This window comes from Paludibaculum fermentans, from assembly GCF_051172195.1.
Lineage (GTDB): Bacteria > Acidobacteriota > Terriglobia > Bryobacterales > Bryobacteraceae > Paludibaculum > Paludibaculum fermentans_A.
Genome location: NZ_JBPJAQ010000001.1, coordinates 1,693,989 through 1,711,103, shown reverse-complemented (window position 1 = coordinate 1,711,103; position 17,115 = coordinate 1,693,989). Strand labels below are relative to the sequence as shown.

9 protein-coding genes are annotated in these 17,115 nt (G+C 64.1%); 4 read left to right on the top strand and 5 right to left on the bottom strand.

Annotation, left to right across the window (positions count from 1 at the left end):
• Positions 1-2: 2 nt before the first annotated feature.
• The 3 genes from ACR9Y2_RS06950 to ACR9Y2_RS06940 all read left to right on the top strand — a co-directional run bounded on the left by ACR9Y2_RS06950 (position 3) and on the right by ACR9Y2_RS06940 (position 7,373).
• Positions 3-3,443, top strand: a complete 3,441-nt coding sequence (locus tag ACR9Y2_RS06950) for a 5-oxoprolinase/urea amidolyase family protein (protein WP_435040333.1) — start codon at positions 3-5, stop codon at positions 3,441-3,443.
• On the top strand, positions 3,440-5,101 hold the full coding sequence (atzF, locus tag ACR9Y2_RS06945) for an allophanate hydrolase (RefSeq protein ID WP_435040332.1): 1,662 nt from the start codon (positions 3,440-3,442) through the stop codon (positions 5,099-5,101). The genes ACR9Y2_RS06950 and atzF overlap by 4 nt, the downstream gene beginning before the upstream one ends.
• A gap of 118 nt (positions 5,102-5,219) precedes the next feature.
• A complete protein-coding gene (locus tag ACR9Y2_RS06940; RefSeq protein WP_435040331.1) occupies positions 5,220-7,373 on the top strand; it encodes a hypothetical protein in 2,154 nt (717 codons plus the stop codon).
• Here the strand turns inward: ACR9Y2_RS06940 and ACR9Y2_RS06935 are convergent.
• From ACR9Y2_RS06935 to ACR9Y2_RS06915, 5 genes are read right to left on the bottom strand one after another with little or no spacing between them, the layout of a single operon-like run.
• Positions 7,370-8,620 (bottom strand): Gfo/Idh/MocA family protein, encoded by a 1,251-nt coding sequence (locus tag ACR9Y2_RS06935; protein WP_435040330.1) that lies wholly within the window; start codon positions 8,618-8,620, stop codon positions 7,370-7,372. The two genes, ACR9Y2_RS06940 and ACR9Y2_RS06935, sit on opposite strands and share 4 nt — an antisense overlap.
• A 27-nt stretch (positions 8,621-8,647) precedes the next feature.
• Positions 8,648-9,970: a Gfo/Idh/MocA family protein gene (locus ACR9Y2_RS06930; protein WP_435040329.1), complete on the bottom strand. Its 1,323-nt coding sequence runs from the start codon at positions 9,968-9,970 to the stop codon at positions 8,648-8,650.
• 2 nt (positions 9,971-9,972) lie between these two features.
• Entirely contained in the window at positions 9,973-10,365 is a 393-nt protein-coding gene (locus ACR9Y2_RS06925) for a RidA family protein (RefSeq protein ID WP_435040328.1), read from the bottom strand.
• On the bottom strand, positions 10,362-12,239 hold the full coding sequence (locus ACR9Y2_RS06920) for a DUF2264 domain-containing protein (RefSeq protein ID WP_435040327.1): 1,878 nt from the start codon (positions 12,237-12,239) through the stop codon (positions 10,362-10,364). Before ACR9Y2_RS06920 ends, ACR9Y2_RS06925 begins: the two co-directional genes overlap by 4 nt.
• A gap of 15 nt (positions 12,240-12,254) precedes the next feature.
• Positions 12,255-15,635, bottom strand: a complete 3,381-nt coding sequence (locus ACR9Y2_RS06915; protein ID WP_435040326.1) for a carboxypeptidase regulatory-like domain-containing protein — start codon at positions 15,633-15,635, stop codon at positions 12,255-12,257.
• 213 nt (positions 15,636-15,848) lie between these two features.
• Here ACR9Y2_RS06915 and ACR9Y2_RS06910 point away from each other — a divergent pair, with 213 nt between their 5' ends.
• A complete protein-coding gene (locus tag ACR9Y2_RS06910) occupies positions 15,849-17,114 on the top strand; it encodes an ROK family protein (protein WP_435040325.1) in 1,266 nt (421 codons plus the stop codon).
• Position 17,115: the final 1 nt, after the last annotated feature.

Genomic DNA, 17,115 nt, shown 5'->3' with positions numbered 1-17,115 from the left:
CGGTGTTCCGGAAAGTTCTGATCGCCAATCGCGGCGCCATCGCCTGCCGCATCATCCGTACCCTGCGCCTCATGGGCATCGCCTCGGTCGCCGTGTACTCTGAAGCCGACAAGCACTCACTCCACGTCCATCAGGCCGACGAGGCGGTGTTGATCGGCCCCCCGCCGCCGCAACAAAGTTACCTCGATGTCGACGCCGTTCTCGACGCCGCCCGCCGCACCGGAGCCGAAGCGATCCACCCCGGCTACGGCTTCCTCAGCGAGAACGCCGCCTTTGCCGAAGCTTGTGCCGCGGCCGGCATCGTCTTCATAGGACCCACACCCGTGCAGATGGTCGAGTTCGGCCTCAAGCACCGCGCCCGTGAACTGGCGCAGGCGTGCGGAGTCCCTCTCCTGCCCGGCACACCCCTCATCACCGAAGCCCGCGCGGCCGCCGAAGTCGGCTTCCCGCTGATGCTCAAGTCCACAGCCGGAGGCGGCGGCATCGGCATGCGCCTCTGCCACACCGAGGCGGAACTCGAAGACACTTTCGCCGCCATCGAGCGCCTCAGCCGCGCCAACTTCAAGGACTCCGGCATCTACGCCGAACGCTTCGTCGAACATGCCCGCCACATCGAAGTTCAGATCTTCGGCGACGGCCAGGGCCGCGTCGTCGCCCTCGGCGAACGCGACTGTTCCGCCCAGCGGCGCAACCAGAAAGTCATCGAGGAGACCCCCGCCCCCGGCCTCACCGACGCAATCCGCAAAGCTCTCTTCGACTCCGCCATCCGGCTGGGCAAGAAAGTCTCTTACCAGTCAGCCGGCACGGTCGAGTTCATCTACGACAGCGATCGCGGCGAGTTCTTTTTCCTGGAAGTGAACACCCGCCTGCAGGTGGAGCACGGCGTCACCGAAGAAGTCACCGGAGCCGATCTCGTCGAATGGATGGTACGGCTCGCCGGCGGCGAAGACCCCATCCGCGAACTCACCCCCCAGGGCGCCTCCATCCAGGTGCGCATCTACGCGGAGTCTCCCCTCAAGAACTTCCAGCCCAGCGCCGGCCTGCTCACCGATGTCAGGTTCCCCACTGACGCCCGCGTCGAAACGTGGGTCGAAACCGGCACCGACATCCCGCCCTACTACGACCCGCTCGTCGCCAAAATCATCACCCGCGGTGACAACCGCGCCGAGGCGCTCGAGCGTATGCAGGCCGCCTTGGCCTCCACCAGCCTCGCTGGCATCGAGACCAATGTCGACTACCTCCGCTCCATCTGCGCCGAGCCCCGCTTCCACACCGGCGGCTTCCCCACCAGGTTCCTCGGCGAGTTCCACTACGCGCCCCGCGTGATGGAAGTCATCGATGGCGGCACCCAGACCACCGTCCAGGACTACCCGGGCCGTCTCGGCTATTGGGCCATCGGTGTTCCACCCTCCGGGCCCATGGACTGGAAATCGTTCACTGAAGCCAATGAACTCGTGGGCAACGAAGCGTCGGCGGCGGCGCTGGAATGCACGCTGCTGGGCCCCACGCTGAAGTTCCACAGCAGTGCGATCTTCGCTCTCACCGGAGCGAATATGGAAGCTACGCTAGACGGTGCGCCCGTTCCGCGCTGGCAGCCTGTCGAAGTCCGCGCCGGCTCTGTTCTCGAAATGAGCGCCGTCAGCGGACCCGGAGCCCGCGCCTACCTCGCCATCCGCGGCGGCATCGATGCTCCCGAATACCTCGGCAGCCGCAGCACCTTCATCCTCGGCCGCTTTGGCGGTCCTGCCGGACGCGTCCTCCGCACCGGCGATCTGCTCCACTACGGCACCGCCGCCGCCTCTGATCCCCAACCCGCCAAGTCCGTCCCCCAGTTCGACCACCACTGGACGCTTGGCGTCACCTACGGCCCGCACGGCGCACCCGACTTCTTCACCCATCGCGACATCGACCGCTTCTTCGAGACCCACTGGAAGGTCCACTACAATTCCGATCGCACCGGCGTCCGCCTCATCGGACCCAAGCCCGAATGGGCCCGCCCCGATGGTGGCGAAGCCGGCCTCCACCCTTCCAACATCCACGACAACGCCTACGCTGTCGGCACTGTCGACTTCACCGGTGACATGCCCATCATCCTCGGGCCCGACGGCCCCAGTTGCGGCGGGTTCGTCTGTCCGGCCACCATCGTCCACGACGAACTTTGGAAAATCGGGCAACTCAAGGCCGGCGACACCGTTCACTTCCAACGCGTGAACACGGAACCCGCCATCCTGCAACAGGCGCCCGGAGTCGTTGTCCGCGCCGATGGCGATCGCAACCTCCTCGTCGAATTCGGCGACGCCCACCTCGACTTCGGCCTCCGTCTCAAGGCGCAGGCCATGGCCGATTGGATCCGCAAGCAGCGCCTCAATGGGGTCGTCGACCTAACCCCCGGCATCCGCTCTCTGCAGATCCACTACGACACCGCCCGCATTCGCCGCGAAGAAATCCTGGAGGCCGTCAGCGCCTCGGCCACGTCCGCCCAGAATGTGGATGAGGTGCCCTCGCGCACCGTCTACCTGCCCCTCTCCTGGGACGACCCCGCCACCCGCCTGGCCATCGAGAAGTACATGCGTTCCGTGCGGCCCGATGCCCCGTGGTGCCCCTGGAACATCGAGTTCATCCGCCGCATCAACGGTCTCGGCTCTGTCGACGACGTGCACCGCATCGTCTTCGATGCCAGCTATCTCACCCTCGCCCTGGGCGATGTTTATCTCGGCGCGCCCGTCGCGACGCCCATCGATCCGCGCCATCGCCTGGTCACCACCAAGTACAATCCGGCCCGCACCTGGACCCCGGAGAACGCCGTCGGCATCGGTGGCGCCTACCTCTGCGTCTACGGCATGGAAGGCCCCGGCGGCTATCAGTTCGTCGGACGCACCATCCAGATGTGGAACACCTGGCGCACTACAGATTCCTTCACGCAAGGCAAGCCCTGGCTCTTGGACTTCTTCGACCAGATCCGCTTCTACCCCGTCTCCGCCAAGGAACTCCTGGAGATGCGCGAAGGCTTCCCCCACGGCGAGTACACCGTGCGTACTGAGCCCGCCGTCTTCCACCTCGCCCAGTATCAGTCCTTCCTGCAGTCGATCGCCGGAGAGGCCGCTGCCTTCAAGGCGACACAACAGGAAGCCTTCCACGCGGAGCGCGAACGCTGGGCCGCCGCCGGTCTGGCCGAACACATCGAAGAACCCACACCCGTCGCGCCGCCCGAGGAGAGCGTGCCCGCAGGCTGCCGCTCCATCCGCTCCCCCATCACCGCCAGCGTCTGGAAGATCCAGGCGCAGCCCGGACAGAAGCTGAAAGTGGGCGACCCGCTCGTGGTCCTCGAGGCCATGAAGATGGAGGTGGCCGTGCCCGCACCCGCTGCCTGCGAAGTCGTCGAAGTCCGTTGCACCCCCGGAGCCATCGTCCACCCGGGTCAGGCACTCATGGTGGTGCGATGACACCCGTTGACCGCATCCGCAAGGCTTACGAGCGCATCCGCCAACGCGGCGCCGCACCCGTCTGGATCTCGCTACTGCCTGAAGAAGTCGTGGTCCAACGCGCCGAGGCGATGGACCCGTCCCTCCCGCTGGCAGGGCTCACCTTCGCCGTGAAGGACAACATCGACCTCGCCGGCCTGCCCACCACGGCCGCCTGCCCGGTATTCGCTTACACTCCGCAGCATTCGGCAACCGTCGTCCGCCTCCTCGAAGCAGCCGGGGCCATCGCCATCGGCAAGACCAATCTCGATCAGTTCGCCACCGGCCTGGTCGGCGTTCGCTCGCCCTACGGCGTCTGCACTTCCGTCTTCTCCGAAGGCTACATCTCGGGCGGCTCCAGCTCCGGCTCCGCGGTCTCTGTCGCCCTGGAAGACGTCGACTTCGCGCTCGGCACCGACACTGCCGGCTCCGGCCGCGTGCCCGCCGCCTTCAACAACCTCATCGGACTCAAACCCACCCGTGGCACCTTCAGCATGACTGGAGTAGTGCCCGCCTGCCGCACCCTCGACTGCGTCTCCGTCTTCGCGCGCGACCTAACCACCGCCGAACGCGTCTTCCGCATCGCCGCCCAGCCAGACGCCGCGGACTGGTCCACTCGGACCTTCCACGACCCCGGCGACACCTGGTCTGGCGGCCGCTTCCGTTTCGGCGTACCCCGACCCAATCAACTCGAGTTCTTCGGTGATGACGAATCACGCCACCTCTTCGAAGCCGCCATCGCCCGCTGCGAACGAGCCGGCGGCCAGCGGGTCGAGGTCGATTACGAACCCTTCCGCGCCGCGGCCGAGCTCCTCTACTCCGGCCCCTGGGTCGCCGAACGCCTCGCCGCCCTCGAAGACTTTGTGCACGATCACGCCGGGGACATGCATCCCGTCACCCGCAAGATCATCACCAGCGCCAGCACCCTCACGGCGGTGCAGGCCTACCAGGCCACATACAAACTGGGCGAATTGAAATCGAAAACCGCCGCAGTCTGGACTGGCATCGACTTCCTGCTGCTGCCCACCACCGGCACCATCTACAAAGTAGAAGAAGTCGAAGCCGACCCCATCCGCCTCAACACCAACCTGGGTTTCTACACCAACTTCGTCAACCTCCTCGACCTCAGTGCGCTGGCCATCCCCGCCGGCTTCCGGCCCAACGGCACGCCCTTCGGAGTCACGCTGATCGCACCCGCCATGGCCGATCTCGCCCTCGCCCGCGTGGCCGCCCGCCTCCTGCCCCCTCAGCGTGTCAACGTCGCCGTCGTCGGCGCGCACCTCACCGGTCAGCCCTTGAACGGCCAGCTCACCTCACGCGACGCCACCCTCGTGAAGACTTGCCGCACTTCGCCCGACTATCGCTTCTACGCTCTGGCCAATTCGACGCCCGCCAAACCAGGCCTCGTTCGCGAAGATGGCTTCGCCGGACCCGGCATCGAGGTCGAAGTCTGGAGCGTCCCCGTTAGCGAATTCGGCTGTTTCGTGGCCCTCATCCCCCCGCCGTTAGGCATCGGCACCCTTCGACTCGACGACGGCACACACGTGAAGGGCTTCATCTGCGAACCCTCCGGCATCACGGGCGCCCGGGAGATCACATCTTTCGGAGGCTGGCGAGCCTACCTCCAAAGCCGCGCCTGAAACCACCGCCAGGTGGTTCGGCGAACAAACGGCCACTTGCGCGCAATTCCGCCGCCTCTTGTAACGAAGCGCTCCTCATCCGCACTACCTCTTCGCAATCGCCAGAGGAGCCACGTCCATGCCTACTCTTTCCAATCCACAGGATCTTCTCCCCCTTCTCGGATCCGTCGCCACCGCCGACGATCCCATCGCGTCACTGGAAAAGCGCGGCAGCGTGTTCAGCCCGTCGCTCAAATCCAGCCTCAAGCCGCGCCGCGTCGTAAAGCCAGACCAGCGGGCCGCCTGGAACAAGGCCGCCGCCAAAGCGGGCAGAATCACCTATACGGCCGGCAAGCGCCCGCAACTCGCCGCCCGCGCCCTCGCCCCCGGTGAGTACGAATTCAGCGCCGGCATGCGGACCTCCGCCGCCAATGAAATACTGGCCGGCCTGCTCGCCGCCGGAACTATCCCCGACACCGTCTTCCTCGACGAAATCCTCTCCTCCGGCGAGATCGACCTCCTCATGGGCGCCTTCGTGGTCGACAAGCCCGGCGGCCGCATCAGCCGCTTCCAGATCACGGCCCCGCCCACCATCGCGCCCCTGCGCGACGGCTTCGATCGCGTAGCCCTCACCATTCCCTTCCGCCTGAATTTCGAGCGCGTCTCCCACATCGTCTCTGGAGACATTCGCACCGTCGTGACCTTCGCAACCGGACGCCTCCGCCTCAGTGTCGGCCTCGTCACAGACGTCGTGCCGGTCAGCATCGCAGCCCGCAATCTCGAAATCCAGCTCGACCTCTCCAACAGCGAGGACGCCCGCCTTGAGCTCGATGCCAACTCGCCCGTCCAGCGCACCAATCCCCCCGCGCCCGATCAGGCCGACGGCTTCGCCATCCTCCTCCAGAACGCTCTCCAGCAGAAGCTCGCCGCCACCCTCCGCATGACCATCAGCGCCTCCATCCCGCTCCCCATCGGCAAGCTGGAGATCCACGAAACAGCGCTCCTCACGCGCGGCGACGCCATCCTCGTCGGCATCAAGGTGCAGGGCACCCCCTCGCCGGGCAATCCAGCCACCCTCACGGCCCGCTTCCCCAACGCCGATACCAACTTCTTCACCCGCCTTCACGACTCCGTCCTCCGCCTCATCGTCCAAAGCGCCGCCCGCAGCGGAGAACTCACCCGCATCGCCAAACAAACCCACCCAGACGCCGTCATCGATAGCGCCGACATCGCCTTCGGCAACGGCACCATCAAAATGATCACCAAGGGCAAGATCGTCGACCTCTGCCCCCTCGGCGTCGACCTCGGCTTCACCACCACCACCACGCTCACCATCACCCTGGAAGGCACCCGGATCCGCGTCCAGAAAGACACCAGCAACGACCTCGACAACACCGACGTCATCCTGTGCGCCATCACCAGCCTGGGCCTGGCCCTTCTGGCCGCCATCGCCGTCATCATCACACAAGGTCTCGGCCTCGCCTCCGGCTTTGCCGCCGGCTATGCCCTGGGTGTTGTGGGTGTGCTGACCATCATGATGGAATTCGATAGCGAGGACTTTTCACTGGTCCTCTCAGACGGCGGCGACAACCAACCCACCTTCATCGAACTCGACTTCCCCATCCCGGGCACCGACCTCCTGCCCACCTTCACCGGCACCTTCATCCGCCTCGACGACAGCACCATGCTCATCGCCGCCCACCTCGGCACCCGCGCCGATGTCCTCAATACCTATTTCTACGTGCGCTTCCAGGACGCCGACGCGCTCGGCATCGCCCGTGCCATGAAAGGCGTCACCGTGCGCCTGATGGATCGCGACTCTCCGGCCCCCACCGGCGACGACGTGGTCCTGCCCCGCCCAACCACCACCCACACCAGCCACCATCTCCCCACCGGCGACATCGCCACCACCGTCGCGACCACCTCCGAACGCACCTCGGACGAAACCGTGCAGACCACCACCACGGATCACACCGGCCGCATCCGCATCTACATCCCACGCAACAAACTGGCCAGCAAGGGCGGCAACAAAGTGGTGACGACCACTCGACTGAATCTCACCACAGACCAGGAAACCACCAGCACCCGCAGAACCCCGATATCCGAGGCGCGTCCTGATTTCTACTTCCGCGTCACGCGCCCCAACGGCACCATCGTGGATACCCTGCAGATCCCGGCCGGTTTCTTCCTGAACTTCCAGTCCACCCGCGTCGGTACGCCCACGCAGCCGCGGGTCATCTCCTTCGGAGGCAGTGGAGGCGTCATCGTCGCCAGCAAAGCCGCCGGTTCCTAAACCACGCTAGGCACCACATACGGGCTTCTGTACTGCCGCGTCAGCAGCCCGTTCGCCTCCGCGTCGCCCTCAAACTGCATCTTCGCCGGGTCGAACCGCAGGTCGCGGTTCACCCGGTACGAGATGTTGCCCAGGTGACAGAGCGCCGTGGAAATGGCGGTCTCTTCAATCTCCGCCAGCAACAGGCTCCGGTTGCGCGTCCGTACCGCTTCGGCAAACTGTTTGAAGTGATCGATGTCCGGCGGATACGCCGGCTCAGGCTCCGGTTGCTTGTTCCGCCCCAGGGTGACCTGTACCCGCCCGTCGTCGAAGATGTGCAGGTGCCCCTTTGTGCCGAAGAAGTCCCACGACATCGTCTCCGGAGTGTACAGCCCGCGCAGTTGGCCCACAATCATCGAGCCATCCTCATACACCCACGTCGCGTTCTGCGTGTTCGGCGTCTGCGCCTGATCCTTGTACCCAAATCGCCCGCCCGTAGAATGTACCCGCACCGGCAGCGTCTTCTTCATAGCCCAACGCGTAATGTCCAGCAGGTGGATCGCGTTGTTGCCCATCTCACCATTGCCGAAATCCCAGAACCAATGCCAGTTATAGTGCACCAGATTCTCGTGGTACGGCTGCATCGGCGCCGGCCCCACCCACAAGTCCCAGTTCAGCCAGGCCGGCGGTGGCTGCACCGGCTTGAATCCAATCGAATCCCGGCGGCCCGGAAACACGAAGTTCCCCTGATATACGTCACCGATCGTGCCCGAGTGAATCAGTTCCACCGCCTTCCGGAACCGCCCCCACCAGCGCCGCTGTGTGCCTCCAGCCGCCATCCGGTTGTAACGGCGCGCGGCCTCCACCAGCTTCGTACCCTCCCACACGTTGTGCGACACCGGCTTCTCGACGTACACATCCTTCCCGGCCTGCATCGCCCAGATCGCCGTCAGCGTGTGCCAGTGATTCGTCGTCGCAATCGTCACCGCATCGATGTTCTTGTCGTCGAACACCCGCCGCATGTCCGACTCAATCCTCGGAGCCTTGCCGGTCTGCTGCTTCACCAGCCCCGCCGCCGCCTCCGTCCGCCGCCCATCCGGATCCACCACGGCGGCGACTTCGATATTCCCCGCCGGCAGCATCTCCTTGATGTGCGCTGTGCCCCTTGAGCCCACTCCGATGATGGCCACGCGAACTTTGTCGTTCGCGCCAGCCCAGGATTGTGATGCCGCCGCCGAAGCAGTCATCAGGAATTGTCGTCGTCGCATGATTCAGATTACGCCTCAGCCCGCACTCTACGCGAGCGCTACTGCCACATCCACCGCGAAATATGGCTTCGCCGTCTGCCATCGCCCGCGCGTGAAATCCGGGAACGAGACCGGCTTGCTGCCGCCGGCAATCGATTCCTGCGACAGCGGCACCACCACGCTCATCGTCAACCCGTCCTCCAGCGAGAGCGGCAGCGGTTGTTTGTCCCGCACCGCTTCCAGATACTTGTAGGTCAGCAGTGGATCCGTGCCGCCATGGCCCGCCGCTGTCTGGTCTACACCCGGCCTGTTCGACTTCACCGGCTTCCACCAGGTATGGTCGTACTTCTCCTGATACGGCGGAAACGCCTCCCACTCGTGCACCTTTGGGCTGCGCCGCCACAGGTAGATGGAGTTCCGCTCCTCGCTGTACACACCCTCCGTCCCCTGGATCATCCAGCGGTTGTCGTACGGCCGCGGCAGCTGCATATCGTTATTCAACACAATCGTGTTTCCGCGCTTCGTCCGGATCACCGAGGAAACGATGTCCCCCTGCGCATAATGCCGCTTCGCCGCCGGATTGTCCGCCCCCAGCGTCTTCTCAAAATAGTGATTGATCCCCAACGACCGGCTGGCCACCGAGATGATGCTGTCCAACGCATCGCCGCAGTTGATGTCCATCCAGCTCAGCACGGGGCCCAGGCTGTGCGTCGGATACTGATCGCAATTCCGCCGGATCAGATACTCGCCGCCCCACCGCGCGTTGCCCTGCCTGTCAAAGTACCAGGGCGTGCGGTTCACACAGTCGTTCCCATGCGCGCAGTGGCAGTGCACAATCTCCCCCAGCAATCCCAGCCGGATCATGTTCAGCACCGCTAGATTGTCCCGCCGGAACGACCAGTTCTCCAGCATCATGCACGGCGATCCCGTCTTGTCCCGCGACTCCAGCAACTCCCAGCACTCCTCCACCGTCTGCGCCGCCGGCACCTCCACCCCCACCGCCTTGCCCGCCTTCATCGCCGCTACCGCCATCGGCACGTGATACTGCCACGGCGTCGCGACAATCACCGCATCCACATCGTTCCTCTCCACCAGCCGCCGGTACGCCTCCTTCGAACCCGTGAACGTCGCTGGCTTCGGCTGACCCGCGCTCTGCACGCGATCCACCCCCTTCGCCAACGCCGCCTCATCCACATCGCACAGCGCCGTCACCTGCACCCACGGAATCCGCAGCACCGGACCCAGCAGCGCCCCTCCGCGATTGCCCGTACCCAGGAATCCCACCCGTAGCGGGCGATCCTGGGCCGCGCCCTGCATCGCGGCGGCCGCGCCGATTACCGCACTCTTGATGAACTCTCTGCGTTCTGTCATGGCTACCTCTTTCCTTCCGGGATGCGTGCAATCGCATCGATCTCCACTTTGATCCCACCCCACAGCACCGATTGCACCGTGGTGCGCGCCGGGCGGATCGGTTGAAAGTACTCCGCATACACCGCATTGAAGCGGTCAAACTCCTGCATGTCCGCCAGGTGGCACGTGCACTTCACTACATCGCCGGCCGTGCACCCGGCCGCCTGCAGAATCTTCTCGATGTGCGCCAGCGTGAACCGCGTCTCCTCTTCGATCGAGCCACGCTGCACCTCGCCCGTCGCCAGGTCCACCGGACCCTGCCCGCTGATGTACAGCCAGCCGTCGCATAGTACGCCCGCCGAATACGCTCCTGTCGAAACCTGCTTGTCCGGATGCCGGACCTCCTGCTTGCTCAAGCCCTCGCTCCTTTCCCCCGCGCCGGCCTGCACAGAAACGCCGCTTCCAGTTTGGTCACCGGCTGTCGCAGCGCGACTTTCAGCGTGACTACCGCACAGCGCGGCGCAAACAGATGTATGTTCTCCCGCCCGAAAACCGCCTCGAACTTCTCTTCGACACCCGCGTCGTCATAACCGTCATACGCCGTCACGCCCACGCTGCCCAAGCCTGCCGACGCTACCAACCGCTTACCATCTCGCTTCAACTCGATCTGTTCATTCTCCGCGAAGGGCAGCGCGGTCGAGCCCTCCCAGATCTCCAGCTTCCTCACCACCGCACTCTCCGGAGCCTCCACCACGTGCGTCCGGAACTCCCTGTCACCCTCTGGCCTGATCCTGCTGCGCACGCGAATCCGTGCACCCTCCACCAGGGCCCACCACTCCGTCTCATATCCGCCGTCCACCAGGCGTCCCCCCTCCACGCCCGCACGCCCCGCAATCAGGCCGCTCGCCGGATCCCGGAATACCAGCGCGCTGTCCCACGTGGCCCGGTCCTTGCGCTTCGTGAAACAAAAGAAGAACTGCCCGGAATAGGAGAACTTCGTGTACCGGTCCCGGTAGATCGCATCGAACCGCCCGTTGTTCACGAAGTGCAGCCTCGACTCGCCGCTGCTCCTGCAGCCCGAGATCAACACCCCGGGCCCGGCCAGCGCCGTGACGAAATCTCTTTTCTCACAAGGGAGTTCTTCCTCCTTCGCGCTCCAGAATGCATCGCCGCGCGGGATCAGCAGAAACGCAAACGCCTGCATGCCCCAGTACGGGTGTCCGTTGTCGATATACGACTCCGCGAATTCCGGCGTGCCCACTTCGGAGATCGTCTCCCGCAGCTTGCCCTTCTGCCCGTCGAACGCTCCATGCCCCCAGAAGAACCCCATATTGCGGCGCACCAACCCGCGCACCAGCCCCGCCGAATGCGGCCACAATCCCTGCCGGTACGCCAGCACCAGCGCCGTCAGCACTGCGAACCGGTACACCAGCGAGACGCCCATCATGGCGTGCGCCCCGCTCGCCGAGAACAGCTCCGGCGCGTGCAGCATCAACGCCTTCACCCGCCCCTCAAACCGGCTGTTCCACTCCGGGTACTTCGCCCCGATAATCTCGCGCCAATACAGGTAGTGGCTCGCGAATACCCAGAACGAGTAGTAATCGTGAATGTGCGTACCCTTGCCATCCGTATACCAGCCGTCGCCCGCATACATCGCGTCCATAGCCCGCAAATCGTCCAGCATGAACGCTTCATCCCCATGGAACTCACTCCAGCGCTCGGCCAGCACCAGCCGCACCGCGTTGTTCACCGCCGTGAACCACGCAAAATTGTTGTACCGCACCTCACGCACCGTGCAGGACGCCAGCCACTGCTGCACATTCCCGCGCTCCGCCGCCGTCAGTGCGCCCGGCAACCGGTCCCTCAACAACCACAAGACCCACGCAATCAGCGACGACTCCACCTGCCGCAGATCCGGCTTGTCCGCCGGGGGCGCTCCCCAGTAGTCCCGATGCACCGGATCGAACGCATGCCGGTACACCCCGAGAATCGCCTGGAACAGCGCCCCGTCCGCATCCCGCCCGGCCGCCACGCACGCCGCCAGCGCGGGCAGCATCCGCGACACGCTGCAATACGTCTTCCCCGATCGCGAAAGCCCATCCGGCCTCTTGCTGCCGCCTTCGAAGTCACACACCGCCAGGCTGTCACTCGTCTTCTTCGCGTTGGTCAGGTAGCCCTTCACCAGCGCATTCAGCCAAGGCAAATAGAACTCTCCGCTCGCCGCGGGCATGCCCTCCTCCGAAAGCATGCCCGCCAGGGCCACGGCGCCAAACAGGTCACGTCTGGTCATCAGCGGCGCATCTCTTTAGAACAGGATGCGGACCCCGCCCGTAATCAGGCGGGAGTAGGCGTTGCCGTTCAAGCCGCGGATCTTGCCGAAGTCCGCGCTGTCCATATTCATGTTGGGGTTCGTGAAGTTCGGGTGATTGGGCAGGTTCCTCGCCTGGCCCTGCACCCGCATGCTCCAACGCTCCGTGAGGCGAACATCCTTGAAAACGCCCGCGTCAATCTGCATGATCCCCGGGCCCATCACCGTACCCACGCCCGCATTCCCAAACCGGCCCGCGAAAACGCTCTTGCCGTCCGCGCTCAGGAACGGAGCCTTCGTGAATGCCCCCGTGTTGAACCACGCCTCCGTCGTCTTCAACCCCGCATCCGGATCCTGCCCCGGCACCACATCCGGCCGGTTCCGCGAGGAACAGTCAGTGCCCGCCTGGCAGTGGCTCGTGAAGAACGGTGTCAGGTGCGGACCGCTCTGGAACATCATGATGCTCGACACCGTCCACCCGCCCGCAATCCCGTCCACCAGCCGGTTCCAGTTGCGACCCCAGTGCCGCCCGCGACCCAGCGGCACGTCCCACAGGAAGTCGGTCAGAACCCTGTGATACGGAATGCCCACCATCGGGCCGCGCCAGTAACGCGGGTCGAACCGGTTGTTCAAATCCGCCGGAATCTCGTTCGAGAAGTTCGCGTTGTTCGGATCCGTCTCCACATTGCTGAGCCCCTTGGCGAACTTGTACGAGTTCGTCACCGTCAATCCGCCCAGGCCCAGCAAGCGGTGCTGGATCGTCAGGTCGTGATAGCTGCTGCTGCCGCCGTTCGCACGCAGCCGCACCTGGCGGTAGTTCGGATACTGGCGGGCCGAAGCCGGCAGGTTGTTGTACCCCACCGTATTCGGAAGCACTTCATTGATGTTCGGCGACGTCACCAGCCCAACGCCGTGATTTCCCGTGTACGTGACTCGCACCGAGTTCCGCCGCGCCACTTCACGCTCCATCGTGAAGCTCCACTGCTGCGTGTACGGATCCCGGAACCGGATCGCGTTGGCCGAGCTGAAATTCAATGTGCCCACCGCGATGTTGCCTAGGTCCGCCAGCGAGTTCGACGTGTTCGGCCACACGATCGAGTGCGCACTCGTCGCGTCGTTGAACGTGTTCGTGAAAATCTGCTGCCCTGACGTATGGATGTCCGTCATGCCGGTGAAGAACGGGCCCAGCACACGCACCGTGTACAACCCGTACCCCGCCCGCAGCACCGTCTTGTTGTTGTTGAACGGCCGCCACGCCACTCCGATCCGCGGAGCGAAATTGTTGCGATCCGTGTACCGCAGCCGTCCCGGAATACCAGCCTGCTCCGCCGTCAGAATCTTCGCCGTCCCAATCGCATTCACAAATCGCGGCGTCGCCAGCGCCCGCGAAGCTTCCGATGGCACCACCACATCTCCGTTCGCCGACCCCTGCAGGAAGTTCGCGATGTTGCCCGCCCCATCCTCGAACGGTGCGTGCAGTTCATAGCGCAAACCCAGACTCACCGTCACCTTCCGCATCCGCCATTCGTCCTGCACAAAGAACCCATAGTGATTCGTGCTCGCATTCACCCCCGGTCCCGGCTGCGTCTGGTTCACCACCGTCGGTACACCCAGCAGGAAGTTGGCAAACGGGTGGTTCGTGCCCCGCGTCAGGTTGTTGTCGAACGTGAACGTGCCCAGTTCCCCATAGCCGCCCGCCGGCTGCTGGAAGTTCAGCCAGTGCACCTGCACGCCCGCCTTCACCGTATGCCGGCCGGCCTGCCAGGTCACGTTGTCCCCAAACTCATAGGTGTGCGTGACCAACGGCTGATCCTTCGCACGGCCAAATGCCGTGTACCCGCTGATGTTGACGTTCGATGCCCCCGAAATATCCGGGATGCTCGACGCCACCAGCTTCAGCCCCGTATCCTGCAGGAAGTCCCGCGCCCGGATACCCGACAGCGTCACATCCTTCAGCAGGCTGAACCCGAACCGCGCCTCGTTGATCAGGTTCGGCCGGATCACAAAGTTGTCCGACAACACCATCGTGTGCGACGGCGTCAGCGTCTGCAGCCCGCCCTCGGACTGGAAGTTCGTCGCCGCCTTCCGGTTGTAATCCTTCCAGCTATACCGGCCGAAAACATTGTGACGGTTTCCGAAGTAATGGTCGACCCGCACGTCATAGTTCTGCTGGATCTCCGGAGCGTTGTCCTGCAGGTAGAAATACAGGTTGCTCGCCACGTTCACCGGCCCGATGTACTTGTCCGCAATCTTCCGGCTCACGCTGTTGATCCGGCTCGCCGGAATGATGTTGCCCGCGAACGGCTGGTTCGTCGCCGGATCGTTGATCACAATCTTCTGCGCCGTCGTCAGGAACCGCGAGAAATCGCCCTGCCGGATATCATTCTCCGGCACCGTGATTCCACTGGTCGAGTTGCGTACCAGCCCATACTTCGTCAGCCGCTCATACGCCGTGAAGAAGAACGTCCGGTTCGGAATAATCCGCCCACCCACGTTGCCCACAATGTCGTTGTTCACTTCACGCGGCAGCACGCCGTTGTTCACCTGCTTCGCGAAATACGACGGGTTCGCCCGCATCGAGTTGCCGTAGTAGTTGTACAGCACCGACCCGTGATACGCGTTAGTGCCCGACTTCGTGATCGTCGTGATGCTGCCCATCTGCGCGAACTCCGCGTTGTTGTTCACCGAGCTCACCTTCAGCTCCTGAATCGTGTCCGTCGAAGGAAACAACCCCTCCGCCCGCAACCCAATCCCGTTGTCCCGAATGTTCGTCGACAGGATGCCATCCACCGAAACGTCGTTCTGGTACACCATGCCGCCCGACAGCGAGAACTGCCGCTCTTCGCTCACTCCTAACTGCGACTCCGAGAACAAACCCAGCACCCGCGCCGGTGATGTCGCCGCGGACCGGTACATGAACGGACCCTTCAGCAACTGCTCGTTGCTCCTCACTGACGAAACCGTCGGCGTCTCCGTATTCACCAGCGGCGCCGTGCCCGCCACCTCCACCGTCGCGGCCACGTCCCCCACCACCAGGCCCGCATCCATTCGGACAATCTGCCGCGCCTGCAACTCAAACGTCGCCGTCACGAACTTCTTGAACCCCGCCATCTCGATCTCAATCCTGTACTCGCCCTGTGGCACATTCAGGAACTCATACAGTCCATCCGGGGATGTCGTCGCCTGCCGCGTCACATGCGTCCTGACTTCCTGCAGTCCGACCTTCGCGTTGGGTACCCATCCGCCCGTCGAGTCGGCCACCTGCCCGACCACCGAACCAAATGTGGATTGCGCCGCCGCCGGGGCGGCCAGTAATGTGACGAAAAGCAGGAGCGCCAGTATTGACCCTGCCAGACTTCCCAGCTTCACAGCTTTCATGGATGGACCTCCTGGTTGCCGCCGCTCTGCCCAGAACACCAGCGGCCGGCATTGCCGCAGTGTAGGGGCGAACACTCACGCCAGTCAAGAAGAAAATAACAGAAACTAAACTTTCTGTGGATCGAATTCGATCTGTAACGAAGTAAATGTTTCGTTATGGAAACTTTCTCTTGACACTCAATTCCGTTCATCCTACGATCGCTGGGAGGCCCGATGAAGTACGTCAACACTCAAAAAGAACGGGATGCCGGAGTCATCCTCAATGTCGTCCGCAATTTCGGACCCCTCTCCCGTGTCGAAATCCATCGCCTCACCGGCCTCCGCACCAGCACCATCTCTCAACTGACCAAGGAACTCCTCAGCGAACGCCGCCTCGAGGTCGCCGGACTCAGCGACAACCCCACCGGCCGCAAACAGGTCCTCCTGCGCGTCAATCAGGAACAGGGCTTCCTCCTCGGCATCGAGTTCGACTCCGAAACCGTTGTCGCCGGTGTCATGGATCTCGCCCCCCACATCCGCGGCCTCGTCCGCGAACCCACTCGCCTCGACGGCGGCGAATCCGCCCTCATTGATCAATTGAAACGCTGTGCCCGCAAAGCCCTCGCCGAAGCTGGTGTCTCCGCCCGCAGCCTCCGCGGCATCGGCATCGCCGACGTCGGCCTGGTCAATCGCAGCCAGGGCATCTCCGTCCTCTCCTCCCAGTTGGACTTCTGGCGCAATGTCCCCTTGGTCAAGATCTTCGAGGATGCTTTCCACGTCCCAACCTTCGTCGAGAACGCCACCCGCTGCCGCGGCAATGCCGAACGCCTGCTGGGCGCCGGCGAATCCAACGACGACATGATCTATGTCGAGTACGGTGCCGGCATCGGCTCCGCCCTCTTCTCCGGAGGCCGCGTCATTGAAGGCCGCCGCACCAGTGCCGGCGAGTTCGGACACACTCGCGTCAGCATGGCCAATGTCGCCTGCAAATGCGGCAGCTTCGGCTGCCTCGAAGCCGTGGCCGGTTCACCCGCCCTTGCCCACCGCTTCCGCGACATCATCCGCGAAGGCGGCTCCTCTCTCGCTCTCTCCAGGGCGGGCGGCGATCCCCTCCGCGTCACCGGTTGGGATGTCCTCGAAGCCGCACGCGCCGGCGACAAAGTCTGCCTCTCCATCTCAGAAGAGATGTCCCGCCACCTCGCCATCGGCCTCGCCAACCTCGTCAATCTGCTCGACCCCGCCCGCATCGTACTCGATCAACGCCTCGAAATCTGCGGCGCCGGCTTCCTCGACCAGATCCAGCGCACCGTGCGCCTTCAGGCCCTCAGCCATCTCACTGAGGATCTCGTCATCTGTTTCGGCTCGCTCGGCGATACTGCCGGCGTCCTCGGTGCGGGCCTGTTGAGTCTCGAAGAGCTCTTCACCATCCCTGAGCTCAAAACCCCGCAACATCTGCGGGAGGGCGGCTCGAGCCGCATGAAACTCTCCGCCGAACACTAGA

Coding starts and splice junctions, on each gene's coding strand:
- ACR9Y2_RS06930 (WP_435040329.1), bottom strand. CDS start 9,970: ATGACAGAACGCAGAGAGTTCATCAAGAGTGCGGTAATCGGCGCGGCC.
- ACR9Y2_RS06915 (WP_435040326.1), bottom strand. CDS start 15,635: ATGAAAGCTGTGAAGCTGGGAAGTCTGGCAGGGTCAATACTGGCGCTC.
- ACR9Y2_RS06940 (WP_435040331.1), top strand. CDS start 5,220: ATGCCTACTCTTTCCAATCCACAGGATCTTCTCCCCCTTCTCGGATCC.
- ACR9Y2_RS06935 (WP_435040330.1), bottom strand. CDS start 8,620: ATGCGACGACGACAATTCCTGATGACTGCTTCGGCGGCGGCATCACAA.
- ACR9Y2_RS06920 (WP_435040327.1), bottom strand. CDS start 12,239: ATGACCAGACGTGACCTGTTTGGCGCCGTGGCCCTGGCGGGCATGCTT.
- atzF (WP_435040332.1), top strand. CDS start 3,440: ATGACACCCGTTGACCGCATCCGCAAGGCTTACGAGCGCATCCGCCAA.
- ACR9Y2_RS06910 (WP_435040325.1), top strand. CDS start 15,849: ATGAAGTACGTCAACACTCAAAAAGAACGGGATGCCGGAGTCATCCTC.